Origin of the sequence: Ruminococcus flavefaciens MA2007 (genome assembly GCF_000621845.1) — a bacterium.
GTDB lineage: Bacteria > Bacillota > Clostridia > Oscillospirales > Ruminococcaceae > Ruminococcus > Ruminococcus flavefaciens_E.
Genome location: NZ_KK211355.1, coordinates 21,887 through 46,720, shown reverse-complemented (window position 1 = coordinate 46,720; position 24,834 = coordinate 21,887). Strand labels below are relative to the sequence as shown.

The window sequence follows — 24,834 nt, the reverse complement described above, 5'->3', positions numbered from 1 at the left end:
TATATCACATTATTTTTAATTTGGCAATTACAAATTGTATCAAACTTAAATGAATTTACAACGCGTTTTAAGCACAAAATGCTTAATTTTGCTCACAAAACAACGTATTTACGGCAAATTCTCCTATTCAACTTTAGTTTTACCCTATATTTGTTCATTCATACGAAGTTTATGCGTGTTTTTTGTACACTCTGACGATAATCCGCTGTTTTGTCCACTTTGTATACAGAATGCGTAATTTCGGATTCCCCAGCGTATAACAGACCTCAAAGGCTCGCCTGTCGGCTGCGCTGAAGCTGAATGAACTCATCTGCCAGAGCCTCCGCCTCTGCATAGGAGGAAAGCTGATAGCAGCGTCCGCGGAATTTTGCCGAGCCGTAATAGCCGTTCATGTACCACGCCGCGTGTTTGCGGGCTTCGTGCATGGCGAGCTCCTCACACTTTTCGCTGAGTTCAAGTATCAGGCGGATATGCTCCAGCATGACCTGCATTTTCGTTTCCAGAGCAGGCGGCTCATAGACTTCGCCGCGAAGCTTCGCTTCTATCTCGCGGAAAATAAATGGATTCCCGTAGCTGCCGCGCCCTATCATCACAAGGTCGCAGCCTGTCTCGCTGTACATCTTCACGCAGGAATCGGCGTCGGTGATATCGCCGTTTCCGATAACAGGAATGCTGACAGCCTCTTTCACAGCCTTTATCACACTGCTGTCGGACTCGCCGCTGTAGAACATATCCCTCGTGCGCCCGTGGACTGCAACAGCCGCAGCTCCTGCTGCTTCGAGAGCCTTAGCCATTTCGGGAGCGTTTATGCTCTCGGCGTTCCAGCCGCTGCGTATCTTCACAGTGACAGGAGTCTCCCCTGCCGCCTTTACCGCAGCTTCTGTGATATCCGCCGCCAGCTTTATGTCCTTCATCAGCGCCGAGCCTGCCCCCGTACCCACTACCTTCGGCACGGGACAGCCCATATTTATGTCGATTATGTCGGGCCTGTACTCCAGAACTATCTTCACAGCCTCCGCCATGAAGTCGGGCTCGCTGCCGAAAAGCTGCACCGCCATGGGACGCTCATCGTCGGTGACTGTGCAGAGCTCCGCAGTCTTGCGGTCACTGTAGCATATGCCCTTTGCGGACACCATTTCGCTGACCACGTAAGCCGCGCCATACTTCTTGCACATGAGCCTGTATGCTCTGTCTGCAACTCCTGCCATAGGAGCAAGTGCGGCAGTTCTGGGGATAGTCACCCTTCCTATTTTAATTGTGTCAGTCATTATGCTGCTCCGCGGTATCGTTTTCCTTGTTCTTGAAAACAAAGACCTTACTGAGAATATAGTTTGCGATAAATATTACCACCTGACTGAGGAATGTGATAACGGTCTTGCTCATGCCCAGCCAGTCGCAGAAGATGAGGAATATAGCCTCCTCCATGCCGAGAGTTGCAAGTCTTGCGCCGTAGAACGAAGCGAATACCTTCCAGAACTCCTTGGCATTCTTGGTCTCGTTCTTGAAGACGTACTTCTTGTTGGTGAAGAACGCGAATGTTACCGCGCATATCCATGAAAATACAACGCCTGCGGTACTCTCCCATTTGGGCTCGCCGGGAACGAACTTGAAGAGCAGGAGCTTCGTAACGATAGACACGACGGTAGTCAGTCCGCCGAAAACGAGATAGAGCCACTTTTCTTCATATTTATAGTATATTTTCTGTAATGGCTTGGGGAGTATGGAAACGCACCACTTGATAAATTTCTCCATTTTAAATATCCTTTCAAATCACAACGCCTTATTAATGTCTGCTCAACAACTTAAAATTGGCTATAAAACATATAATAAAGCCAATTTTAAGTTGTCAAAGTGCAAGAAAGAATCAAAAAGCTGCTCCTTTCCTGCACTTTGTTTTGCCCATTAGGGCAAAATGAGCATGACATCAATAAATATAACGCGCAAATTCTATACTTAATAAAGAATTTGCGCTCCCTGAACATAGTTCAGGGCAATAACCGCCTAACGGCGGTTATTGAATACATATTTATTATAATAGCAGTTTACGAAGGAAAATGCAAGCCATTTCATGCGATTTTGTAGGAATTATTGAAAATTTCAAACCCTTTGCCCCCTTACACATTAATAATCGCAGTAGGTCGTGAAAGTGTCACAAAAATTTGCAAAAATTAAAAAAGTCAGGGAGTCCTCATTACAGACAGTATATTTATTTATCTATATTACACTAAGTCGGCAGTATTTATTTGTGCAATACTGCTATTGTATATAACCAAAAACTGTGATATAATACAAATAGACTGATTCTTTTACGCCGCCGAGCTTAAAAAAAGGCTTTTTCGGCGTATTATCGGGAATCAATTGTAAAAATATTCAAGCTCTGTTTTCATTTCACAGCAACCGCTATGGAATGTCAAAAAACTCCCCATAAGGGGAGCTTTTTTTATCTTTAAATAAGAAAGAAGAAAGAAGAATGAATAATAATTGTATCGGCTTGCGCCGATATGATTTAAATACGTCCGCGCCAGCGAACACCGAAATTCTTCATTTTTCATTATTCTTTATTCACTCTTCTTTATAAAGCTCCCCGTTCGGAGAGCATTTAAACTATTTCGGGACGCCGAGGGCGGCGTCCCCTACTAATCACTAACATCTAATAACTAAAAAAGGCGTGACAAAAGTCACGCCTTTTGATATTACTTGTTGAGATTTGCTTCGATCATGTCGAGCTCATCGTAAAGTGCCTGTGGGATATTGCCGCCCTTAGCCTTGATGTCCTCGTCATAGTATCTTCTCATCTCAGCGATCTCCTTCTTCCACTCTTCCTTATCAACTGTAAGGAGCATCTTGAGTGCGTCAGGAGTTACCTCGTCCTCGATACCCTTGAGGTTGATGTCCTCAGGCTTTGGAAGGTATCCGATAGGAGTCTCAACAGCGTCAACCTCGCCGTCAACTCTCTTGATGATCCAATCGAGAACTCTCATGTTGTCGCCGAAACCAGGCCAGAGGAAGTTGCCCTGATCGTCTGTTCTGAACCAGTTTACGTTGAAGATCTTAGGAGCCTTGCTGCCGAGTCTTGCGCCCATTTCGAGCCAGTGTGCCCAGTAGTCGCCTACGTTGTAGCCGATGAATGGCTTCATAGCCATAGGATCGTGACGGAGTACGCCTACAGCACCTGTAGCAGCAGCAGTTGTCTCAGAAGAAACAGCTGAACCGATGTATGTACCGTGTGTCCAGTCGAATGACTGATATACGAGAGGAGCAGTTGTAGCTCTTCTGCCGCCGAAGATGATAGCAGATACAGGAACGCCCTCTGGGTTGTTGAACTCAGGAGAGATGCATGGGCAGTTCTTAGCAGGAGCTGTGAATCTTGAGTTCGGATGAGCAAGCTTGTTGCCTGCAGCAGTATAAGCCTCGCCGTCTACCTTCTCGCCCTTCCACTCTGTAGCATCCTTAGGCGGATTCTCTGTGAGCTTCTCCCACCATGGAGTATTGTCAGAGTTATCGAGAGCAACGTTTGTGAAGATAGCGCCGTTCTTTGTGCAAGCGAGAGCGTTGTAGTTTGACTTAGCGTTTGTTCCGGGAGCAACGCCGAAGAAGCCGTTCTCAGGGTTGATAGCATAGAGTCTGCCGTCCTTACCTGGCTTCATCCAAGCGATATCGTCGCCGACTGTGAATATCTCATAGCCGTCCTTCTTGTATCCCTCTGGCGGGATAAGCATAGCTAAGTTGGTCTTACCGCAAGCTGATGGGAATGCAGCTGTGATGTACTTAACTTCGCCGTTAGGCTTCTTAACGCCGAGGATAAGCATATGCTCAGCCATCCAAGCCTCGTTCTTACCCTGGAATGAAGCTATACGGAGTGCGAAGCACTTCTTGCCGAGGAGAACGTTTCCGCCGTAAGCAGAGTTGATAGACCAGATAGTATTTTCCTCAGGGAACTGAACGATGTATCTCTTCTCGGGATCAACGTCAGCCTTTGAGTGGAGACCTCTTACGAAATCGTCGGAAGTATCACCGAGGTTCTCGAAAGCCTGTTTACCCATACGTGTCATGATGTTCATGTTAAGAACAACGTAGATAGAGTCAGTAACCTCAACGCCTACCTTAGCAAGAGGAGAACCGATAGGTCCCATTGAATAAGGGATAACGTACATTGTTCTGCCCTTCATAACGCCGTTGTACATAGGAGTAAGGAGAGCCTTCATCTCATCGGGAGCCATCCAGTTGTTTGTAGGACCTGCACCCTTCTTTTCCTTTGAGCAGATGAAAGTTCTGTCCTCAACACGGGCAACGTCGTTAGCACGGGTTCTGTGATAGAGACAATTCGGATACTTTTCCTGATTCAGCTTGTACATTTTGTCCCAGCTGTCATCGGGGAGTGAAGTTACCTCTTCGATAAGAGCGTCGATCTGCTCCTGAGAGCCGTCGATCCAAACTACCTTATCAGGCTGGCAGAGAGCTACCATTTCGTCTACCCACTTTAATACGTTAGGGTTTTTTGTCAGTGACATTGTATAATACCTCCTAAAAAATTATCATGTAATGTGCGGAAATAAGCACCGCAGCACGGAGCGTCCGACAAAAGCCAAACGTTCCTCTGATACTATTATATCTGTTTTTTGTCAATGTGTCAATAGCGGCAGAGGGTATTTTTTAGGAATAGCAATATTACTCGCAAACAATGCAAAAATTGCTGTAAACGAAGGCTAACGGCCTGCAAAAAGCGGTAAACCGTTTTTGTGATATATAAAAAAAGGAACGTTGTTATATTTTTGTCAATGCATGAAACAAAAATTTCTCCCGAAAATTTGCGGTTTTTATTGCTTTTTCTCCTCATTTGTGTTATAATTGATTAGTTTTGTGTGTAGGGAACGGCGCCCTCGCCGTTCCAATGTAGGGGCTGGCGTCCTCGACAGCCCGTTAAGGGACGCCGTGTTGCAATAGAATATGTAGGGGCTGATGCCCACATCAGCCCGATTTATTATTAACCTAACGGGGCGATGTAGGCATCGCCCCCTACAGGCTAACTAAAGACAAATAACTTTCCCGAAAGGAGTGCTCATGGATAAAAAGAAAAAAGCCACCAACTGCGAGACCTGTACAAACTACGTCTACGACGAGGACTACGACTGCTACGTCTGTATGATAAACCTCGACGAGGACGAGATGTACCGCTTTTTGCAGGGCACAAACTACTCCTGTCCGTACTATCGGCTTGACGACGAATACGGAGTAGTCCGCCACCAGAATTAATATATGACGCGGCTGCCCGCCGAGCCGTCGGCGCGAAGCTCAGCCACCTCTGCCTGACCGTTATGGCAGAGCTCTCCCAGCACGGTTATGATGTCACATTCGGGAGCTATCCCCTGCTTCACAGCCTGCTCGGTGATACCCATAAGTTGCTCCGTATCATTTTCACGGAGAAGCTCCTCTCCGCTGCCGCTGTAAACAACGGTGCATGAGGGCGACAGCTTCCAGCTGTCAAGCATATGGTCAAGAAGGTTCAGCGAGTCCGCACCGTCAACGACAATGAGTTCGGTGTAGCCTGTGAATATAGGCTTGCCGCCAATGAGCTCCGCGGAGCTCTTGGCTGAGTCGATATCATCGCCGCTGCCGACTATGGGTTCATCTTCATCAAAGAAAGAAAAGGTAAGCTGTCCGCTTCGTGAAACTGCGGCAGCGCGGAGATAGCTCCGCTCATGTATACGTCCCGAGGCGCAGCCAACGGAAAAAATCAGCGCTGTTACGGCAGCTGAAGCAAAAATTGATCTGTTCAAGAGATGTCTCCTTTTATTTTTTACTAATTTAACTGATTGTTCATAAAAATGCTTTAAAATATCAACACTGTTCCCCTCAAAATGTGATACTATTATTATGAGAAATTGTAGGAGGTGAGTCAATGCAGCTTACTGACACCTCAGAAAAAAACATTATCAACGTGGTAGAACAATTCGACTATTCAACGCAGGACGACGGCTATAATCAAAGCTTTATCAAATGGCGCAAGAACAAGGATAATCCATATGCATTCAATTTCAAAATGGACCGCAGAGAAAGTGTTTTTGTAGACGGAAAGGGCTTTGAAAGCAAGTCTCTCCCAACTGCCGAGCGCAACTGCGTAATAAAGATAATGAACGTTGCAGGCATAGCTATGCTGATGTGGGTAGTTATCGACAATATCATCGGCAAGGCAGTAATATCATTGTTCAGCTTTCTCGGCTTTGATATACATACCTCGTTTTTCAGCACAGGCTTTTACGGCGGAGATGTCGAGATAGTCACATCTCTCATACTCATCGGTCTTATGAAGGTGATGCTGCCTGCATGGTACGTGCACAAAAAGCTGAAAATGCCTGTTAAAGCAGAGTATATTACGAAGCTGCGGCATTCCTCGGATATGATAGCATCGCTTTGTATGGCAATGGCAGCAAGCGCAGTGACCAGCCTGCCAAACATATACACCAACAGGACTCGTCAGGTGTTCAATTACTTCCGCGAGATAGACGCCGACGCCTCTGCATGGGACCAGAAACAGTTCATCATCTACGCTATATTCGATATAGTCGTTGTATCGGTCATGTCGGAGCTCTTTTTCCGAGGTGCTATATTCGGAGCTCTCCGCCAGTTCGGAGACCTGTTCGCAGTTGTGATAACATCAATGATGTCGGCGCTTCTTGTACAGGACGTCCGCGAGTTCCCTGCCGCACTGCTCATGTCGGCAATTGCCGCCGCAGGAATGCTTAGGAGCGGCTCGATACTCACAGCGGTATATGTTCAGATAATCTTCAAGCTCTACCGAATGGCGCTGATACTTCTTGAATCAACGTCAGTGGACAGCGCTTTCCTGAAACGCAACATCTTTATCCTTGCGGTATTCATATTCGGTGTTGCAGGAGTCAGTCTGTTATATATACTCGGCAAGAAAAAGAACCACCACAGGATCGCGTCATATAAGTCCGAGATAACTATGTGGCAGCGACTCGTCATCGCATTCAGAAGCTATCCTGTACCTGCTGTCATGGGCGTATGCGTAATGGCAGCACTTATAAAGCTCATACTATAAAACAAGGAGCATTTCCATGGATAAATATATGTCCCGTGCACTTGAACTGGCAAGAGAAGCCTTTGACGAGGGCGAAGTCCCCGTAGGCGCAGTTGTGGTAAAAAAGACCACGGGCGAAATTGTCGGTGAGGGACGGAATATGCGTGAGAAAGCCAAAAACGCTCTTGCTCACGCCGAGATAATGGCTATAGACGAAGCCTGCCGTACTCTTGGAGGCTGGCGGCTCCCCGAATGTGCCATATACGTTACCCTTGAACCCTGCCCCATGTGCTGCGGAGCTATTATAAACTCCCGTATCGACAACGTTATTTTCGGAGCATACGACGTAAAAAGCGGCTCTGCCGTATCTGTTCAGAAGATGTTCGAGCTTCCCTACAACTACCGTCCCGAAGTAACGGGCGGCGTCATGGAGGAGGAGTGCTCCGCTATACTGTCGGATTTTTTCCGACAGCTCCGCGAAAAGAAAAGTCGGAGCTGATACACACGCGCCTATCCGCTGCCTTTGGCAGCGGATTTTTTTGCGCCTACAGGCGCAATAAGCAGCGCGGCTGCTGCCGCGCAGGCGCGTGCCGTGAGCAGTTCCCTGCCGTTGATAATGAAAGCCGCTCCGATAACCAAAGCAATGACAGTAAGGCTGCGCCAGCGCTGAAAGCGCGGAATTAGCTCTCCCAGCAGATAGGCGCCTGTCATGACCTGCAAGGTCACTGAGAATATAGCCAGAACCGAGAAGACCACCATAAACAGCGAGTCTATCCTCTGCGCCTCAAAGGGCTGGGAGAGCTGCGCAGCCGTGATAACGGGAAAGTCCGTAAGCTCCATGATACCGCCCACCACAGGCAGCACCGTCAGCATAACTGCGGCAGCCGCCGCAGCCTTTGCCCCGAAATACGCCGTCAGTGCCTTGCTCTTATCGCCCTTGACGCTGTCAAGCCACACTGCCATACTGCCGAGACTGCCGCTGAGCCCGAAGCCCCTCATTATCTCGCTGAGCAAACCGCGCTTCTCTGGCAGCGAAACATTGCTCCACTCCGCATTGAAAACCGCGCTGACAAGGTCAACGGACAGGCTCAGCAAAGCCATTGCCGCCGCAATGACAGCAGCCCGTGCCACCAATCTTATCCCTGTTGACGAAGCATACAGGCACACCAGCGCGATAAGTCCTGCGGTCATGAGACTTCCCCATATCCCGTGACTTGCCTCATATGGGATATAGACAACGCTCCTTGTCCGCCACAGAGAAACGAACAGAGCTCCGCCGCTGAAAACCGCATAGACAAGAAAAAATACCTGCGCCCACTTTTTAAGCGCACCGCCCTGCACTGCAAAGCACATCGCCGCAAGATACTGGACTGCCGCAGCTGCCAGTATCCCCCAGAGCGTCCCGAGAGATACGCTGCCGAAGCAGCACAGGCTGAACAGGTCCGTTATCAGCAGCAGTGCCGTAAACTGAAATTTCGATATCCTATTCATGGTACTCCTCAACAGTAAAGCCGCGGCTCTGAAGCTTCTTTATGCCGCTGCGTACAGCGGTATCGCCCATGCCCGACCTTTTAAAAGGCGACAGCGGCGCCATGTACGGAAAGCCGTAGTCCTCCGTAGCGCAGATATTCACCAGCACCCCACAGGCAAGGAGACTTATGCCGAAAAGCCCCAGCGCTCCCCCTGCCGCGAGAAAGACGAATCTCAGCACAGTCACCTGCGGATTAAGCTCGGGAACAACAAGTCCGCCAAGAACTGAAAGCGCCGTCATAGTCAGCAGCGGAGTACTGACCAGTCCCGAATTTACTGCCGCATCACCGATTATAAGTCCGCTGATTATGCTGACTGCTCCGCCAACAGGCTTGGGCAGACGAACTCCTGCTTCGCGTATGACCTCGTACATTATCAGCACGAAAAACGCCTCCGTGACTATGGACAGCGGAGCTTTTTTCTCCGAATCCACAAGGAGCATGAACAATGTGCTGTTCAGCAGCTCGGGGTGATACATGACTATGGCAACATAAAATGACGGCAGAAGCACCGCTATGAGAAAAGCCCCGTATTTCAGCCAGCGAATGAAAGTGGCGTAGTAGGGCTTGTAGGCGTAGTCGTCCAGCGTCTGAAAGCTCTCGCAGAACAGCCGCGGAATTACTATGGCATATGGAACGCCGTCCACCAGCAGAGCCACACGCCCCTCGATAAGCTTGGAGCACAGCACGTCGGGGCGCTCCGTCGTTCCCGTGGAATCAAACAGCTCAAAGCTGCCGTTCTCCACAAAGGGGCGCAGATATCCCGTGGTCAGCACCGCTTCAAGCTCCACTCTGTCAAGGGAGCGCCGTATCCTCTCCATAAGTGCCTTTGGTACGCGGTCTTTCATATAGCACAGGCAGATATCCGTGTAGCTCTTATCCCCTCTTTTCGACAGCTCCATGACCAGCTCGGGAGACTTTATCCGCCTGCGTATCTGCGACATATTGGTGCGGACAGTCTCAGTGAAGCCCTCGTGCGCACCCATTATATTGCCCTCGCCGAGAGGCTCCTGAACTCCCCTTGTATTGTATCCCTGCACTCCGAAAGCAAGCCCCGTGGTCATGCCCTCCGCAAGAAGAACAGCAAATCCCGAATTCATCAGCTGAAAAAGGGTATCGTAGTCCCCGACCTCGGGGCGGTCAGTGGACAGCAGAAGCTCCTCATTTATATAGTGAAACAGCCCGTGGGAGTCTTTCTGCTGTGGAATATCGGTTATTGGCTCGAATATGAGCTCCGTGATGACCGACGCAGACACCATGCCCTCGCAGCACAGAAGAGCGCAGTGTATACCTCCGGTCACGAAACGGTTTATGAGCACGTCGGACGAGCCTCCCGAAATGCGGCGTATCTCGTCGATGCTGCGGTCAAGTGAGGACAGCAGTCGTTTTTTCTCCATTATCTCACCTCAGCGGTATTATGCGCCGATTTTGCATTATTATACCTGTAGTGGCGGATATTATCCGCCCGAAAGCCGTTAGCTTGTAGGGGCGGCGTTCCGCCGCCCGCGTAAAGCCGTACATATACGGTATCATCTGTATGGGCGCCCTTTGGGCGTCCGACGGTCTCGAAAAGAATGGCTAAAACTGTTGTAGGGGCTGGCGTCCTCGACAGCCCATTTGAGCCGCCTTGCAAGAGAAGCGTCCCTAATAATAAAAAGCCGCCCGTATATCAATACGGACGGCTGCGGTATTCAGCGCTTATATTTTGAATATATCCTTTTATAAGTAAGAAACAGTACAGGTATCCCGACGATAGTTCCCACAGCGACAACTATTCCTGCAATATCAAGCTGAAACAGCCCAAGAACCGCGCCTGCCCAGAATACAGCAGAAAAAGCTGTCCACATAAGCCCGTTTGCTTTGTTATAGGCAGGAATATCCGATATTTCAGTTTCCCTGACTTCTCTGCCCGACCAGAACCACATGGGCTTTTTCCGCCTCCATGCGCAGATACCGAGACAGGTAAACAAAATGCCAATGGGAATCATGATGATAAGCCAGATAACTCTTTCCATACCTACACCTCCCAAACTTCCTTCAAAAACGGGCGCACAATTTGCGCCCCTAACGTTATTTTTATAACATTGTTATCTCTCTGAAAACATCCTCGGTGTTCCTTGAAGCTCCTTCAAAATTCGGCCATGCGTCAATTCCGTCGCCGCCCTTTCTCGGTATGATATGTATGTGGAAGTGTGGCACGGACTGACCTGCGCTCTCACCGCTTGCATTGAGTAGGTTCAATCCATCATAGCCGCATTTCTCCACAAGGTGCTCCGACACCTTTTTCACAGTTCTCATAAGGCTTGTCAGCGTTTCTTCATCGCAGTCCAGAATATTCATGCAGTGCTTTTTCGGGACTGCAAGGATATGTCCGTCAACATCCTGTGCCGTGTCCATAAACACAAGAGTATGCTCGTCCTCATAGACCTTCATGGGCTGAAATTCATCGCTTATGAGCTTACAGAAAATACAGTCATTCATAGTTATCCTGTCATTTCTTTATCTTCATAGAGATATCAAAGCACTTTACTGAATGAGTAAGAGCTCCCAGTGAGATGATGTCAACGCCTGTCTCAGCCACAGAGCGGATATTCTCAGAGGTAACATTGCCCGAAGCTTCAAGGAGAGCCTTGCCGTCTGCTATCTCCACAGCCTCCTTCATCTCGTCACAGCTCATATTATCCAGCATGATAATCTCAACGCCTGTAGCAAGTGCCTCACGAAGCTCGTCAAGTGTGCGGACCTCCACCTCTATCTTGACGGTGTGACCTATCTTCTCACGGAGGGCGTTCACAGCCGCAGTGATTCCGCCGTATGCGTCAATGTGATTGTCCTTGAGCATAGCCGCGTCGGAGAGATTGAAGCGGTGATTCTTTCCGCCGCCTACAGTTACCGCGTACTTCTGGAGTGCTCGAAGTCCCGGTAGAGTCTTTCTTGTGTCAGTAACGGCAGCCTTAGTGCCCTTGACCAGCTCCACGCACTTGTTTGTTGCGGTAGCTATACCCGACATATGCTGTAAGAGGTTGAGGGCAGTTCTCTCGCCTTTGAGGAGAGTAAGGGTGCTGCCTTCAAGCTCAGCGATGATGTCGCCCTTCTGGACTTTTGTGCCGTCATGAAGAAGTATTTTGAAGTCCACGTCGCCGCCTGCGAGGTCGAAAACGCGCTTAGCGACCTCGATACCGCAGACCACGCCTGTGTCCTTGGCAACGTAATAAGCGGAGCTTCTGTGGTCGGCAGGGATAAGGTTGTCCGCAGCCGCGTCGATGTAGTTTATGTCCTCCATAAGGGCGGTGGTTATGATATTGTCAACATAGCATTGTAAAAGCTTCATTAATATCTTCCTTTCTGTTGTAAATCAAAATTTACATTTGTAGGGGCGGATATTATCCGCCTGTTAAGGGACGCCCTCACTTGCAGGGCGTCCCCTCTCAAAAAACAGTCCACTGGACTGTTTTTTGATTCACCCCTTGCAGGGCGCCTTCGTATTGTTTCGCTGTTCTCTGAAAGCTGTAACAGCGACCAGAGGCGCTGCCTCTGGACACCGCCAAAGGAACACAGTCCCTTTGGAATCCCGTTCATGGGCTCGGCGTACTTATCGCGCTGTAAGCGATGTACAAATATCATTTCTTATATTATTAAGCGAGTTTACGAGCGACAACGTGGCAAGCGGTCGAGCTGGCTCAGCTCGAAATTATGATTTGTACTTCGAGTCGATACACAGGAACTCCTCAAGGGTAAGCCCCGAATCGTAGACCTCTTTCGCAAGCTCTTTGCCGAGATAGCGGACGTGCCATGACTCGTACATATAGCCTGTTATATTCTCCTTGCCCTTGGGGTATCGGAGTATAAAACCGTACTTATAGCAATTCGCCGCAAGCCACTTTGCCTCGGGAGTATTCGTGAATGCGGAGCTTGCATAGTTTATATCCATTGCAAGTCCCGTCTGATGCTCGGAATGTCCTGCCCTTGCAGAATATGTATCAGCCGCAGTCTTTCCGTCACGGGCAACGTAGCCATTGTAAAGCTGATTCTGATAATCGTATGAGCGGAAGCCCGAGCATATACTAAGGCTCAGTCCTGCCTTTTTTGCGTCAGCCTGCATGGTATTGAAAGCCGCCTGAGCATCGGGAAGTATCTTCCCGGGATTGTAGTCCTTTGGCAGGGCATAGGTCTTATTGGCGATAAGTATGCCGTTCACGTAGGTTATACCGTTTTTGACCTCTATCTCCTGCTTTGTGAATGTCTCCAGTTCACCGTTAGACCAGAGTATTACAAAGTGCATAGAGTCATTGTGGGTTATCTTTCCAACGGTATTATTGTCAGTGCTGCCGAAGTGAAAAACTATATCCTCGCCGTTGGGAGCATACTCGAAACGGCTTATATTCTTGTTCTTGTCGGTGAGCTTTCCGCTGAGCCCGTTTATCTCGTAAACACCGCCGTTTGTACTCACCCAGCATCCTGTGAGGAGCTCCGAGGATTTTATGCTGTTTTCGCAGAAATATCGGAATGTTTCAGTCCTGCCGTACTCCCATTTCAGCGTAAAGGAGTTTTCATCGCTCCATGTGATGAAAGCGGTAACAGTATCGCCGCTTTTCATTTTCAGAACCACCATATCCTCGTCGCACTCAATGGCGAAATCGCTTACGCCGCCTGTAGTGGGATCAATGACAGTGCCCGTACCATCGCCGAAGCTGAAATAGCGCTTGCCGCCTGCGGTATCGCCTATCCATGTGCCTGTGGGGAGCTTATCTCTGCTCCTGAGGATAATATCCTGCATTTCCGCAAGGTCAAAGGTGTCGATATTGCCGTCGCAGTTTATATCAGCGGCTATGGACTGATTCTCGTTGAAACCGTAGCGTCCCAGCAGGAAGTTTTTCAGGAGTACGATATCTGCAACGGATACCCTGTCGTCGCGGCTTATATCGCCTTTTACAAGTGCAGCCGCACCTAATGCCGCAAAGGGCTGCGCATAGCCTGCGATAACTGCCGCAGCAGCTGCCGAAGCCGTAAAACGTCCTATTCTTGTCACAGATATCACCTCACAAATAAAGTCAAAAAGAAGAAATTACTGCATTACCTCACCGAGGATAATGTAAGCAACAGTAACGATAGACTTTGCAAGAACAAAGTCTGCGTCAACGAAGTAGCCGCCGTTTATAAGGTCGTCGCGTATTTCCTTTACGCGCTTGAAGCCCTCTGCCGCAGCCTTTTTATCGGGTATAACAAAGTAGCAGTTCTGAAGTATCTTTCTTGTCTCTGTACGAACTCCCTTTGGTATACGGGGCGCTCCCATATGAGCGTCGAACTCAGCCTCCTCAAAATCCTTGGGCGCGTCTGCCATTTTTGAAGCTATATCGTTAGCCGCATGGCGTGAGAAAACAAGAGCTTCAAGGAGAGAATTGCTGGCAAGACGGTTGCTGCCGTGGACTCCCGTATGTGAGCATTCGCCGCAGGCATAGAGATTCGGCAGGCTGGTCTCGGAGTTGTTGTCAACGTCGATACCGCCCATGAGGTAGTGCTGGCACGGGAATATCGGCACAGGCTCCTTGGTAAGGTCGTAGCCCTGCTCCAAAAGATTCTTGTATATCATGGGGAAGCGCTTTTTCAGGAACTCGCTGTCCTTATAGCTTATGTCGAGATAGAAGTCTGTAGAATTCTGCTTGCGGGATTCAAGAACGATAGCGTGAGAAACTACATCTCTGGGAGCAAGCTCCAGACGCTCGTCGTAGTTGTGCATGAAGCGCTCCTTCTTGCAGTTGAGGAGGTAAGCTCCCTCGCCGCGTACAGCCTCGGAAATGAGGAAGCACTCACGGGTAGCGCGGTTGTTGAAAGCCGTCGGGTGGAACTGCACATAGCTGAGGTTCTTTATCTTAGCGCCCATTTCATAGGCAAAGGTTATACCGTCGCCTGTTGCGATAGCGGAGTTTGTGGTGAACTGGTAAACACGTCCGATACCGCCTGTAGCCAGTATCATGAAGTGACAGTTGCAGGTCTCATAACTGTCGTCTGGCAGCTTGAGAAATGCAGAGTAGCCAGTTTTTGTGCGCTTAACGCCGCACATGATAGTATTCTCCATTATAGTCACGTTGCTGAGCTTCTGAACGTTTTCGAGGAGAGTCGAGGTTATCTCCTTGCCTGTAGCGTCAGCGTGGTGGAAGATACGGTGGTGGCTGTGACCGCCCTCAAGGGTGCGGTGGTATGTACCGTCGGGGTTCTTGTCGAACTCAACGCCCAGCTCGATGATATGCTCGATATCCTGTGCAGCCTCGCTTACGAGAGTATGAACGGCTTCAACGTTGTTCTTGAAGCTTCCTGCGATGAGGGTATCGTTCTGGTGGTACTGGATATTATCGCTTGGGGAGTTGTAAACTCCTGCGATACCGCCCTGCGCCAGTGAGGAATTGCACAGCGGCAGGTCGCGCTTGCAGAGGATAAGGATATTGAGCTCCTTTGGAAGATTGATAGCCGCATAGAGACCTGCTGCTCCGCAGCCTGCTATAATAACATCATAATTCTTGGACATGATACGGACCGTCCTTTACATAAAAATCTATACTCTATTATTATAACACACTAATCATGAAAAGTAAATCCAAATTTTGCGATTTCTTCCTCTGTAGGGAGTCACCCTCGGCGTTCCGCGAATTACAAAAAAAACTAAAATGACCATATGTAGGGGGCGATGCCCACATCGCCCCGTTGCCTTCGTTTTATTTTGACGGGCTGATGTGGGCATCAGCCCCTACAAACAATTAACCATGTAGGGACAACCATTGGTCGTCCACAAAAATAATGTTCGTTTTCCAAGAGGACGCGCAATGCGCGTCCCTACAGGGCATAACAAAAGGGCGGATAATATCCGCCCCTACAAGCTATTTCTTCTTCCATTTCAGCAGCACAAACGCGGTTATTACCGTCAGAAGTGCCGTCAGACTGAGTGCTACCCATGTATAGTTAAAGGGTATATCATTAGTATTGATACCGTAGAATGCAAACATGATATTCGGTATCTGCAAGATAATGGTAACGATAGTAAGTCTCCACATAACGATATTCTGGTTATTTGAGATTATGGACGAGAAGCCGTCCATCATGCTGGACAAAATTCCCGAATAGATACTCGCCATTTCGATAGCCTGCTTCATCTCAATGAGCACATCTTCCAGAAGATCCTGATCTTCGTCGTAGAGCTTTATAACTCTGCCGCGGAAGATCTTCTCGATAGTGGCTTCATTGGCTTTCAGTGAAGTAGAGAAATATACGAGGGACTTCTCCAATGCAAGGAGCTGCATGAGAAGCTCGTTCTTCATGGCGTCGTGGAGCTCCTGCTCGGCAGCCGATGATATCTTGTCTATCTGTTTCAGGTAGGTAAGGAACAGAGCCGATATCCTCAGCAGTATCTGAAGCACGAATCTGGTCTTGAAATCGGGGCGGAGATTGCGTATGCCGCCTCTCTTAGCCTCGCTTATTATCTGAGTTTCGCGGATAGAGATAGTGAAAACGTACTCCTCCGTAACGATTATACCCATTGGCAGGGTATAGAAGTTTTTGGTCTTGTCCTCGTCAACAGCAGATACAGGAGTATCTATGATAACGAGAGTCTGATCGTCCTCGCGCTCGATACGGGACGACTCCTCCTCATCGAGTGCAGACTTAACGAAGCCGCTGTCCAGACCGTAGTCCTCGATAAGCTCCTTTACTTCCGTAGGCGTTGGATCAATAACTGATATCCAGCAGCCGGCGGACGGAGCCTCGCACTGAGTCAGCGAGCCGTTAATATAGCTGTAAAAGTTTATCATTGTCATTTCGGGACAGCCTGCACCATTGCAGACCTTCCCTGCTCCTTTCGCCGAAATTCACTTCGGCAAAGGGCGAGAGCATTATCGTCTGCCGAAGCGTGGAATATTATTCAAATTCCCATAAGGGTCAGAACTCATAATGCACCTCCAAAAATTCATGATACAGTAATATTATAGCAAATATCGTTCTCAATTACAAGTACTTTTCAAAAAAAAAGCTGCCGGACTTTCGTCCGACAGCCTTGGATAATTGATATTATTCAATATCAGTCGTCATTTCTCTTTCTTGAACGGGCTGCAAAAGCACCGCCTGCTGCAAGTGCGAGTATCGCAAATGCTGCGCCTATGCCCTTAACGCCTGTCTTAGGAGAATCTGTGGTAGCCTTCTTCTTTGTAGTAGTGGTTACCTTTGGAGCAGTTGTTGTGGTTGTAGTTGTTGCTGCTGTAGTTGTTGTGGTCTCTTCTGTAGTTGTAGTAGTCTCAGCTGTTGTAGTAGTGGTTCTTGAGATCTGATCGTTATCCATTGTGGTAGAAGTTGTTGTAGCTGTAGTTGTGGTAGTTGTAGTAGTCTTTGAGAGATTTATACCATGTACATCACCAGTTGTAGTAGTAGTAACTATCGCATCGTCTATCATTATGATAGTCTGCTCGGAAGTAGCCTTGCCGTCAACGGAAACTACCTTGCCGTCTATGATCTCGAATACGATATCTGTTGCCACAACAAAGCCTGTAGGAGCAGCTACCTCGTGGAGAGTATAGTTACCGTCATTAAGCTTTATCTCTGTAGCAGATGTACCCGATATCCATGAAGCAGCAGTGCCTGTCTTCTTAACGAACTGAGCATCCTTGCCAAGCTCTATATCGCCGTCCTTGAATACTACTTCCCTGCCGCTCTTATCCTTACCTGAGAGGCTAAGCTCAGCGCCGGGAACTTCAGCTCCGTAGGTATCCTGCTTGTCGATCTTAACCAGAGCAGTAACAGTAGTTGTTACTGTTGTGGTGGTTGTTGTAGTAGTCGTTGTCGTGGTGGTTGTGGTAGTAGTTGTTGTTGTCGTTGTAGTAGTAGATGTAGTTGTTGAAGTAGTTGTTGTAGTTGTAGGAGTTGTTGTGCTTGTTGTTGTGGAGGTCGTAGTTGTAGTTGTGGTCGTGGTAGTTGTTGTGGTGGTGGTAGTAGTCGTTGTTGTAGTTGTTGTAGTAACGATTATCTCGTCTACCATTTCAACTGTATCCGCAGACTTGCCGCCCTTAACTACCTTACCGTCCTTGACCTCGAATGTAACAGTTGTTGCCTTCTCATAGCCCTTAGGAGCTGCAAGCTCTTCGAGGGTATATGTTCCGTCTGCAACTGAAACGACAGTCTTTTCGTCGCCTGAGAGCCATACCAGAGCGCTGCCAACGCTGTTGACTGCCTCGCCGCCCTTGCCGACATTGAGCTGACCGTCCTTGAAGGTGATAGCCTTGCCGCTTGTTTCCTTACCTGTGAGGGTAAGCTTAGCGCCCTTGACCTCCTTGCCGTTCAGGTCGTCTACCTTATTGATATTGACCTTAGCAAGTGTGGTTGTAGTAGTTGTTGTAGTCGTGGTGGTCGTAGTAGTAGTTGTTGTGGTAGTAGTTGTAGTAGTAGTTACTATTCTCTTATCTACCATTTCAACTGTGTTATCGGACTTGCCGCCGCTTACTACCTTGCCGTCCTTGACCACAAAGGTTATTCTTGTTGCTGTCTCGTATCCGTTAGGAGCTGCAAGCTCATCGAGTACATAAGTACCGTCTGCAACAGATACGACAGTCTTTTCGTCGCCTGAGAACCATACAAGAGCACCGCCGACGCTGTTTACAGCCTCGCCGCCCTTGCCCACATTGAGCTGACCGTCCTTGAATTCGATAGCCTTGCCGCTTGTGTCTCTTCCGACGAGAGTGAGCTGAGCGCCCTTGACTACATTGCCGCCGAGGTCATCTACCTTATTGATGTTGACCTTTGCAAGTGTAGTCGTAGTAGTTGTTGTTGTGGTGGTTGTGGTGGTTGTAGTTGTAGTTGTCGTAGTAGTTGTGCTTGTTGTTGTGCTTGTTGTTGTGCTTGTTGTTGTGCTTGTAGTGGTTGTAGAAGTTGTGCTTGTAGTGGTTGTAGAAGTTGTAGTGCTTGTAGTTGTAGTAGTTGTTGTTGTTGTCGTTGTAGTAGTTGTAGTTGTAGTTGTTGTTGCCTGAGCGTCGCATACCTCGATAGCATTGCCTGCCTTGTCTACCAAATAATAGCCGTCAGCAGATGTCTTGTCGTGGTCTGTCTTGATATCCTTGCCTGTCGCGTCAACTATCTTGCTGTTCTTGATAGTGAACTCAAGCTCGGAAGTGATAACGTCGTAAACCTTTCCGCCGCTTGTGAACTGGTCGCCTGTTTCCTTCAGCTTGTACTTACCGTCCTTGAGTGCCTGAACGATCTTTGCAGTATCGCCTGATACCCACTGGATACCGATAACCTTCTTGCTGCTGTCGTAAACCTGTACGAAGTCCTTATCGCCGCTGTTAGCTGCGACAATTGAAGTCCAGTCAACGTCGGGATTGGTTATTTCGAGTGTAGCTCCCTTTATCTCGTTTTCGCCTGTGATATCCTTCTTGCTGATAGTTACGTAGTTAGCGTCCTCGATAATGAGAGTATCGCCGCCCTCAGCAAATGAGGTCTTGCCGTTTGTTACAGCGTCAACGCTTGTAACAACGCCGTTCTCAACAGTGAATGTGAACTTGGAAACTACTGAATAGCCGTTAGGAGCAGCTGTCTCTTCGAGACTGTACTTGCCGTCCTTCAGACCTGTGAACTTAGTGCTGTTGCCTGTGAATGTTGTGGACTTGTCGTCCTTTGTCAGCTTCTTGTCGCCTACTGTTACTCCCTCGAGAGTCTTGCCCTCGTCCTCAGCTGTGAGCACGAATGTAGCCTTGCCTGCGGACTCAGGAATTTCCTCAGCGCCGAGAGCCTTCTTGTCGATGCTGATAACGGACTGCTTGTCCTCAACTACAAGGTTGCCCTTGTCGTCAACGTAAGCGTTGCCGTCTGTTATTGTTTCAACGTTCTTTACCGCACCGTTCTCGATGTCGAATGTGAACTTTGTAACTGTCACATAGCCGTCGGGAGCAACTGTCTCTTCGAGACTGTACTTGCCGTCCTTCAGACCTGTGAACTTTGTGCTGTTGCCTGTGAATGTTGTGGACTTGTCGTCCGCTGTCAGTGTCTTGTCGCCTACTGTTACTCCCTCAAGAGTCTTACCCTCGTCCTCAGCTGTGAGCACGAATGTAGCCTTGCCTGCGGACTCAGGAATTTCCTCAGCGCCGAGAGCCTTCTTATCGATAGTTATCTCGGACTGCTTATCCTCAACTACAAGGTTGCCCTTGTCGTCAACGTAAGCATTTCCGTCTGTTACTGTGCTTACATTCTTTACAACACCGTTCTCAATGTCGAATGTGAACTTTGTAACTGTTACATAGCCGTCGGGAGCAACTGTCTCTTCGAGACTGTACTTGCCGTCCTTCAAGCCTGTGAACTTAGTGCTGTTGCCTGTGAATGTTGTGGACTTGTCGTCCGCTGTCAGTGTCTTGTCGCCTACTGTTACTCCCTCGAGAGTCTTGCCCTCGTCCTCAGCTGTAAGCACGAATGTTGCCTTGCCTGCGGACTCAGGGATCTCCTCAGCGCCAAGAGCCTTCTTGTCGATGGTTATCTTTGAAACGTCGTCTGCAACAGTGATAGTCTTTCCGTCCTCGGACTTTGTGACATTGCCTGTTGTAACTGCTGTTACGTCTGTAACAACGCCGTTCTTTACAGTGAAATCAAATGTTGATACTACTGTATAGCCGTCAGGAGCAACTGTCTCTGTAAGAGTATACTTGCCGTCCTTCAGGTGCTCGAGAGTTGAGATATTGCCCACTATCTTAGCAGACTTGTCTGTGCTCTTGAGAGCGTCGCCGCCGTTTATCTTCACACCCTCAAGTGTGCTGTCCTTGGCAGTGAGCTGATACTCGACCTTGCCTGCTGTCTCGGGGATAGGTGTTCCGCCGAGGTCAGTCTTGTTGAGCTTGATGATAGGAGCGTCCTTTACTGTTACAGTAGTTCCGTCCTTTGAAAGCTCGGTAACACCGTCTGTTACAGCGCTTACCTCTGTTACCAGACCGTTCTTTACTGTGAATGTGAACTCGGAAACTGTTGAGTAGCCTGCGGGAGCTGTGTCCTCCTTGAGTGAGTACTTGCCGTCCTTGAGGTACTCTATCTTAGTTGTGTTGCCTGTGAATGTTGTTGACTTAACAGAGCCGAGAGCCTCGCCGCCGTTTATCTTGACGCCTGCGAGAGAACCGTCTGTATCCTTTGCTGTAAGTGTGAACTCTGCTGCGCCGTCTGTTATCTCCTTGCCGCCCAGATCAGTCTTGCTGATGTTCAGTATAGGAGCGTCCTCGACAACCAGCTTGCCGTTCTCGTCAACGTAAGCCCTGCCTGTTGTAACAGATGATACATCTGTTACCTTGCCAGCCTTTACAGTAAATGTAAAGTCGCTTACTACTGAATAGCCTGTAGGAGCAGTATCCTCGCGGAGAGTGTATGTACCGTCCTTCAGTCCCATGAATGTAGCAACGTTGCCGTCGAACTCGGAAGTCTTTACTCCCTCGCCCAGCTCGTCGCCGTCGTTGATGCTTACGCCGCTGAGGTCTGAACCCTCGCCTGCGATAAGTGTGAACTTAGCCTTGCCTGCCGACTCAGGGACAGGTGTTCCGCCGAGAGCCTGCTTGTCAAGCACGATAGTGTTCTTCTTTACGTTAAGGAGGCTTGCCTTGTTTGTGGTGTCGCCCTTTATAACGCCGTCCTCGATAGTGAATGTCTTTGCAGCTGCCTTTTCGTAGCCGTGAGGAGCATTTACCTCTTCGAGAACATACTCACCGTCCATAAGTCCCTTGAAGGTCTTGGAAGGAGCTGTCTTTGTGTTCCATTCAGCAGACTTGCCCTCTGCAAGAGTGTCTGCGTCCTTGATAACTGTTGCAGGCTTGTCTGAAGCCTTCTTGAATGTGAGCTTCATGTCAGCGCCGTCGGTTGTGCCCGAAGGAGTTGTATTGCCGTCTGCGTCGAAGTACTTGTCGATAGTTATCTCGGAAACATTGTCGGTGATGATGAGCGAACCGTCATCAGCCGCCTTTATTGCACCTGTTGTCTTGGACTTGACAGTAGTCTTGTCAACTGCGCCGTCCTTTACTGTGAATGTGAATTCTGAATCTACCTTTGTGTAGCCGTTAGGTGAAGCGGTCTCCTTGAGCACGTACTCGCCGTCCTCAAGTCCCTTTATATCAGCCGAACCGCCATTGAACTTGTATTCGCTGAGCTTCTCTGCCTTGAAAGCAGTTACCTTCGGAGCAGCTGCCTCGTCGGCGTCAGCCACGATGTTGAATACTCGTCCGTCCTCAAGCTCCAGCTTGTATGTGCCGCCGCGGATACCCGAGACTGCAAGCTTTGTGCCAGAAGCCTTGCCTGATACTGTGTATACGTTCTGCTCGTCGGAAACTGCATTTCCGTCAACAGTAACGTTTCTGAGTGTAGGACCGCTGAGCGTATAACCCATGCCGTCCGTAACATCGTTTACTGTAAGGTTCTTGCCGTTGATCTCGAGAGGCATTGTCATTGAAGTCATTGCCTTGACATCGTCTGCGGAGTAATCTGTTATCACCTGAACCAGCTTGTCGCCGTCGTTCTTTGCAAGTGTGAACTCAGCTCCCTCGACGATCTCGCCGCCGACGTCAGCCTTGCTTATCTTTACGGAAGAATCTATCTTCTTATTTGTTACAGTGAGGTTTTTCTTGTCAGCCTCAAGCTTGCCGTCCTTGCGTGAGATAGTGAACTTGACTTTCTCACCTGAAAGAGCGTAGCCTGCGGGAGCGCTGACCTCCTCAACAGTATAGTCGCCCTCGGGGAGACCTGTAAAGATTATCTCAGAGCCGTAGGATACCCACTCAAAGGCACTTCTTCCGTCCTCATTGTCTATGTAGTATTCAAGGTCCTCGCCTTCGTCCCAGCCGCGTCCGTCAGCAGTATAGTACTTAGGGCTGCGAGCCTTGACGCTTGCCATATTTACTGTTCCGCCGCCCGATGTGACGCCTTTCAGTCTGAGACGTGCGCCGATGAGAGGATCACCGTTTTCGTCTACCTTGTTGATCGAGAGTGTGAAGAGCTCGTTTACGACATCGATCTCAGCGCTCTTTTCGTCAGAAGATACCGTGGTGACATCCTTGTTTCCTTTGATAACTGTGACCGTTCCGCTGTCGAATCTGAACTCAACATCGTCTATTGACTGGTATCCTCTCGGAGCCTTCTCTGAGAGAACATAAATGCCGCTCGGTAGGTTTGTGAACTCGATGTCTGTAGCTGTCGTAGTCCACTTTATCGAATCAGCAGAATATATCGGAGCTGCTGTGCCGCCGTCATCAAGGTTTGATGTAACGCCCTCGTCAAGCTTAGCACCTGCGGTCTCCTTGGCAGTAAGGGTGAACTCAGCGCCCTCCTGCTTTTTCTTTGAGCTTTCAGTCTTGATAGAGCTGTCAGTCTCAGAGGTTATCTTGATAGTATCGTTATACTTTACGAATTTCAGCTTTGCAGGAACAGACTCGACGGTGAGAGTATTTATAACGCCGATCTCTCTGTTGCCTCCGCCGACGCCGTTTCCTGTATAGGATACCTCGTACTTGTCGGGAACCTGAGTTTCCACAGCATAGTAGAAATATGTATTGCCCTTGCCGTCGTCCTTCGGAAGTGCTGTCCACTTAGCTGTCCAGTCATCTGAGCTGTCGAGAGTCTTTGCGTCCAGCTTTTCAGCTGAAGGATCAGCGCTTACATTTGTGAGACCTGCCTTGTCAGCGCGGTAAAGAGTTACCTCGACCTTATCGCTGCTGTGCTTTTCATCTCCGTCGCTCCATGTCTTCTTTGCAGAAACGTCGATAGTTTCCTTTTCCGACACAGGGTTCATGAAAGGAGACATATGAGTCTCATTGTGGAGGCGGATATTCTGTGCGATGATAGTACCGCTCATATTGTTGGGCACTACCTCACAGTCAGGTGCGAGCACACAGCCCCACGGCTCAGCGGTACCGCCGCTTCCTATCTCGCCCTCGTTCCATGAAGAGCCCTCATTGTAAATTATCTGAGTGCCTTCCTCAGCAGCGTTATAGAAGTTATAGATAATATTCGTACCGTTGAGAGCACTGTCCTTTTCCTTGATGACAACGTGCTCAGCAGGCTCGGCAATAGTCCAGTAGGTCCATTCGGGAGTCCAGCTGAGCTTTGACTTGCCCTGAAGGTCGATATTTACCACGAGAGCCTGTTCACCCTTGAAGGTGCCGTCCTCAAAGTTGATGCCTGCAACCTTCAGTCCTCTGTAGTTATCAAGCTGATCTGCGGTGAGATTGAGCACATTGGTGCCCTCGGGATTTAGCATAAGGGTACCGACCTGAGGCGGCTGATTGTTGCCGGGATCGTACTCGTTATAGTTGGGGTTATCCTCCCATGTTATCTTTGCATAGCTCTCGCCCATTGAAGCGTATGACTTTGACCTTGTCTGGTAGTTAGCCTTTTCCTTTTCAAAGTCGATGAGCTTGCTGCCTGCGTGAGCCATATAGCTCTCTGCTTTTCCGGGACCGCCCGTATACAGCTCTATGGTATAATCGGCAGAAGGAGTTTTCAGCTTTACAGCCGAGCTCGTATCCTGAGGATACTGAAGATTCCCCTCGGGATAGCCTATAGAGAGCGTACAGTCCGCAGGGAACATAAAGTCGCTCATATTTCCCAGCGAGAAGCCCTTTACCCCGTCGTTCTTAGCAGCGGTATCGTAAACGCCGCCCTCCTTGAACTTGAAAGAGTCTCTGACAACGTTGAGAAGCCGTCCTGTGCCTTCTGTGTTGAGCTGTCCGTGATTTGCGCCCACAAGATAATTCGGCGCTGCGATGTTACCATTGATATGTGCACTGTCATTCATTGTTTCAATGGTATCAAATGCGAACAAGTGGAAGTCGCCTGCTATTCCAAGCGGGTTTCCTCTGTACCACATGGTCTCTTCATAAGGCGTATCGACGATAGGCAGTCCGTCAGCGGCGTCCGCAGCCGAAGCTGAGATACCAAGATTTGTCGGCACTGAATACATCACAGCCAGAAGACCAGAAGTAACGCCGCTTACCAGGCGCTTCCCCAATGATTTTTTCATGGTCATTCCGTCCTTTCTGTTTCTATATATTTCCACAATCCCCGTAAGAACTTCCTGTCGCCTGTTCGCTTCAGGATATAATTACAGACTTTTGCACATTAATTATAACATAGCTGTATACAAATTGCAATATTTTAACATTAACTAATAATTAGAAATTTTTCTGTCACTTTTGTGCAGTTTGTTGGTGCAACGGCTGATTTTTCCGCAGTCGACAGCAAGTTCAACAAAGTTTCCTTTGCGGTAGTCAACGG

16 protein-coding genes are annotated in these 24,834 nt (G+C 48.8%); 3 read left to right on the top strand and 13 right to left on the bottom strand.

From position 1 onward, the window contains the following. Window positions 1-266: 266 nt before the first annotated feature. From dusB to T497_RS0113245, 3 genes are all read right to left on the bottom strand, one after another. Window positions 267-1,268 carry a tRNA dihydrouridine synthase DusB gene (dusB, locus tag T497_RS0113255; protein WP_028516025.1) on the bottom strand — a complete coding sequence of 334 codons (1,002 nt, stop codon included), beginning with the start codon at window positions 1,266-1,268 and terminating at the stop codon, window positions 267-269. Beyond that, on the bottom strand, window positions 1,261-1,752 hold the full coding sequence (locus T497_RS0113250) for a GtrA family protein (protein WP_037325211.1): 492 nt from the start codon (window positions 1,750-1,752) through the stop codon (window positions 1,261-1,263). Before T497_RS0113250 ends, dusB begins: the two co-directional genes overlap by 8 nt. A 941-nt stretch (window positions 1,753-2,693) precedes the next feature. After that, window positions 2,694-4,511 (bottom strand): phosphoenolpyruvate carboxykinase (GTP), encoded by a 1,818-nt coding sequence (locus T497_RS0113245; protein WP_196243046.1) that lies wholly within the window; start codon window positions 4,509-4,511, stop codon window positions 2,694-2,696. 550 nt (window positions 4,512-5,061) lie between these two features. Between T497_RS0113245 and T497_RS0113240 the strand changes: the two genes are divergently transcribed. After that, window positions 5,062-5,253, top strand: coding sequence for a DUF6472 family protein (locus T497_RS0113240; protein WP_028516022.1), 192 nt, complete (start codon window positions 5,062-5,064; stop codon window positions 5,251-5,253). Here T497_RS0113240 and T497_RS0113235 read toward each other — a convergent pair. Beyond that, window positions 5,250-5,777, bottom strand: a complete 528-nt coding sequence (locus T497_RS0113235) for a hypothetical protein (RefSeq protein WP_028516021.1) — start codon at window positions 5,775-5,777, stop codon at window positions 5,250-5,252. The genes T497_RS0113240 and T497_RS0113235 overlap by 4 nt on opposite strands. 122 nt (window positions 5,778-5,899) lie before the next feature. Here T497_RS0113235 and T497_RS0113230 point away from each other — a divergent pair, with 122 nt between their 5' ends. Beyond that, window positions 5,900-7,063 carry a CPBP family intramembrane glutamic endopeptidase gene (locus T497_RS0113230; protein ID WP_028516020.1) on the top strand — a complete coding sequence of 388 codons (1,164 nt, stop codon included), beginning with the start codon at window positions 5,900-5,902 and terminating at the stop codon, window positions 7,061-7,063. Window positions 7,064-7,079: 16 nt separating this feature from the next. Then, window positions 7,080-7,541, top strand: a complete 462-nt coding sequence (tadA, locus tag T497_RS0113225) for a tRNA adenosine(34) deaminase TadA (RefSeq protein WP_028516019.1) — start codon at window positions 7,080-7,082, stop codon at window positions 7,539-7,541. A gap of 11 nt (window positions 7,542-7,552) precedes the next feature. Here the strand turns inward: tadA and T497_RS0113220 are convergent, their stop codons facing one another. The 9 genes from T497_RS0113220 to T497_RS18365 form a co-directional block, all read right to left on the bottom strand. Continuing rightward, the gene (locus T497_RS0113220; RefSeq protein WP_028516018.1) at window positions 7,553-8,533 is read right to left on the bottom strand and encodes a hypothetical protein; all 981 of its coding nucleotides are present in this window, start codon (window positions 8,531-8,533) and stop codon (window positions 7,553-7,555) included. Then, entirely contained in the window at window positions 8,526-9,968 is a 1,443-nt protein-coding gene (locus T497_RS0113215; RefSeq protein ID WP_028516017.1) for a spore germination protein, read from the bottom strand. The genes T497_RS0113220 and T497_RS0113215 overlap by 8 nt, the downstream gene beginning before the upstream one ends. Window positions 9,969-10,262: 294 nt before the next feature. After that, window positions 10,263-10,586: a hypothetical protein gene (locus T497_RS0113210; protein ID WP_028516016.1), complete on the bottom strand. Its 324-nt coding sequence runs from the start codon at window positions 10,584-10,586 to the stop codon at window positions 10,263-10,265. A gap of 61 nt (window positions 10,587-10,647) precedes the next feature. After that, window positions 10,648-11,052 carry an HIT family protein gene (locus tag T497_RS0113205; RefSeq protein ID WP_028516015.1) on the bottom strand — a complete coding sequence of 135 codons (405 nt, stop codon included), beginning with the start codon at window positions 11,050-11,052 and terminating at the stop codon, window positions 10,648-10,650. A gap of 10 nt (window positions 11,053-11,062) precedes the next feature. Then, window positions 11,063-11,902, bottom strand: coding sequence for a carboxylating nicotinate-nucleotide diphosphorylase (nadC, locus tag T497_RS0113200; RefSeq protein WP_028516014.1), 840 nt, complete (start codon window positions 11,900-11,902; stop codon window positions 11,063-11,065). 360 nt (window positions 11,903-12,262) lie between these two features. Further along, complete coding sequence (locus T497_RS18590; protein WP_051530681.1) at window positions 12,263-13,600, bottom strand: D-alanyl-D-alanine carboxypeptidase family protein; 1,338 nt, start codon at window positions 13,598-13,600, stop codon at window positions 12,263-12,265. A gap of 36 nt (window positions 13,601-13,636) precedes the next feature. Further along, a complete protein-coding gene (locus T497_RS0113190) occupies window positions 13,637-15,094 on the bottom strand; it encodes an L-aspartate oxidase (protein ID WP_028516013.1) in 1,458 nt (485 codons plus the stop codon). A 349-nt stretch (window positions 15,095-15,443) separates the two neighbouring features. Next, window positions 15,444-16,370: a magnesium transporter CorA family protein gene (locus T497_RS0113185; RefSeq protein ID WP_028516012.1), complete on the bottom strand. Its 927-nt coding sequence runs from the start codon at window positions 16,368-16,370 to the stop codon at window positions 15,444-15,446. 266 nt (window positions 16,371-16,636) lie between these two features. Next, window positions 16,637-24,580, bottom strand: coding sequence for a SpaA isopeptide-forming pilin-related protein (locus T497_RS18365; protein ID WP_028516011.1), 7,944 nt, complete (start codon window positions 24,578-24,580; stop codon window positions 16,637-16,639). Window positions 24,581-24,834 lie beyond the last annotated feature (254 nt).

Excerpts from the sequence above, each read along its gene's own strand:
- T497_RS0113185 (WP_028516012.1), bottom strand. The coding sequence starts at position 16,370 with ATGATAAACTTTTACAGCTATATTAACGGCTCGCTGACTCAGTGCGAG.
- nadC (WP_028516014.1), bottom strand. The coding sequence starts at position 11,902 with ATGAAGCTTTTACAATGCTATGTTGACAATATCATAACCACCGCCCTT.
- T497_RS0113215 (WP_028516017.1), bottom strand. The coding sequence starts at position 9,968 with ATGGAGAAAAAACGACTGCTGTCCTCACTTGACCGCAGCATCGACGAG.
- tadA (WP_028516019.1), top strand. The coding sequence starts at position 7,080 with ATGGATAAATATATGTCCCGTGCACTTGAACTGGCAAGAGAAGCCTTT.
- T497_RS0113190 (WP_028516013.1), bottom strand. The coding sequence starts at position 15,094 with ATGTCCAAGAATTATGATGTTATTATAGCAGGCTGCGGAGCAGCAGGT.
- dusB (WP_028516025.1), bottom strand. The coding sequence starts at position 1,268 with ATGACTGACACAATTAAAATAGGAAGGGTGACTATCCCCAGAACTGCC.
- T497_RS0113230 (WP_028516020.1), top strand. The coding sequence starts at position 5,900 with ATGCAGCTTACTGACACCTCAGAAAAAAACATTATCAACGTGGTAGAA.
- T497_RS0113210 (WP_028516016.1), bottom strand. The coding sequence starts at position 10,586 with ATGGAAAGAGTTATCTGGCTTATCATCATGATTCCCATTGGCATTTTG.
- T497_RS0113220 (WP_028516018.1), bottom strand. The coding sequence starts at position 8,533 with ATGAATAGGATATCGAAATTTCAGTTTACGGCACTGCTGCTGATAACG.
- T497_RS0113240 (WP_028516022.1), top strand. The coding sequence starts at position 5,062 with ATGGATAAAAAGAAAAAAGCCACCAACTGCGAGACCTGTACAAACTAC.
- T497_RS0113205 (WP_028516015.1), bottom strand. The coding sequence starts at position 11,052 with ATGAATGACTGTATTTTCTGTAAGCTCATAAGCGATGAATTTCAGCCC.
- T497_RS0113250 (WP_037325211.1), bottom strand. The coding sequence starts at position 1,752 with ATGGAGAAATTTATCAAGTGGTGCGTTTCCATACTCCCCAAGCCATTA.
- T497_RS18365 (WP_028516011.1), bottom strand. The coding sequence starts at position 24,580 with ATGAAAAAATCATTGGGGAAGCGCCTGGTAAGCGGCGTTACTTCTGGT.
- T497_RS0113245 (WP_196243046.1), bottom strand. The coding sequence starts at position 4,511 with ATGTCACTGACAAAAAACCCTAACGTATTAAAGTGGGTAGACGAAATG.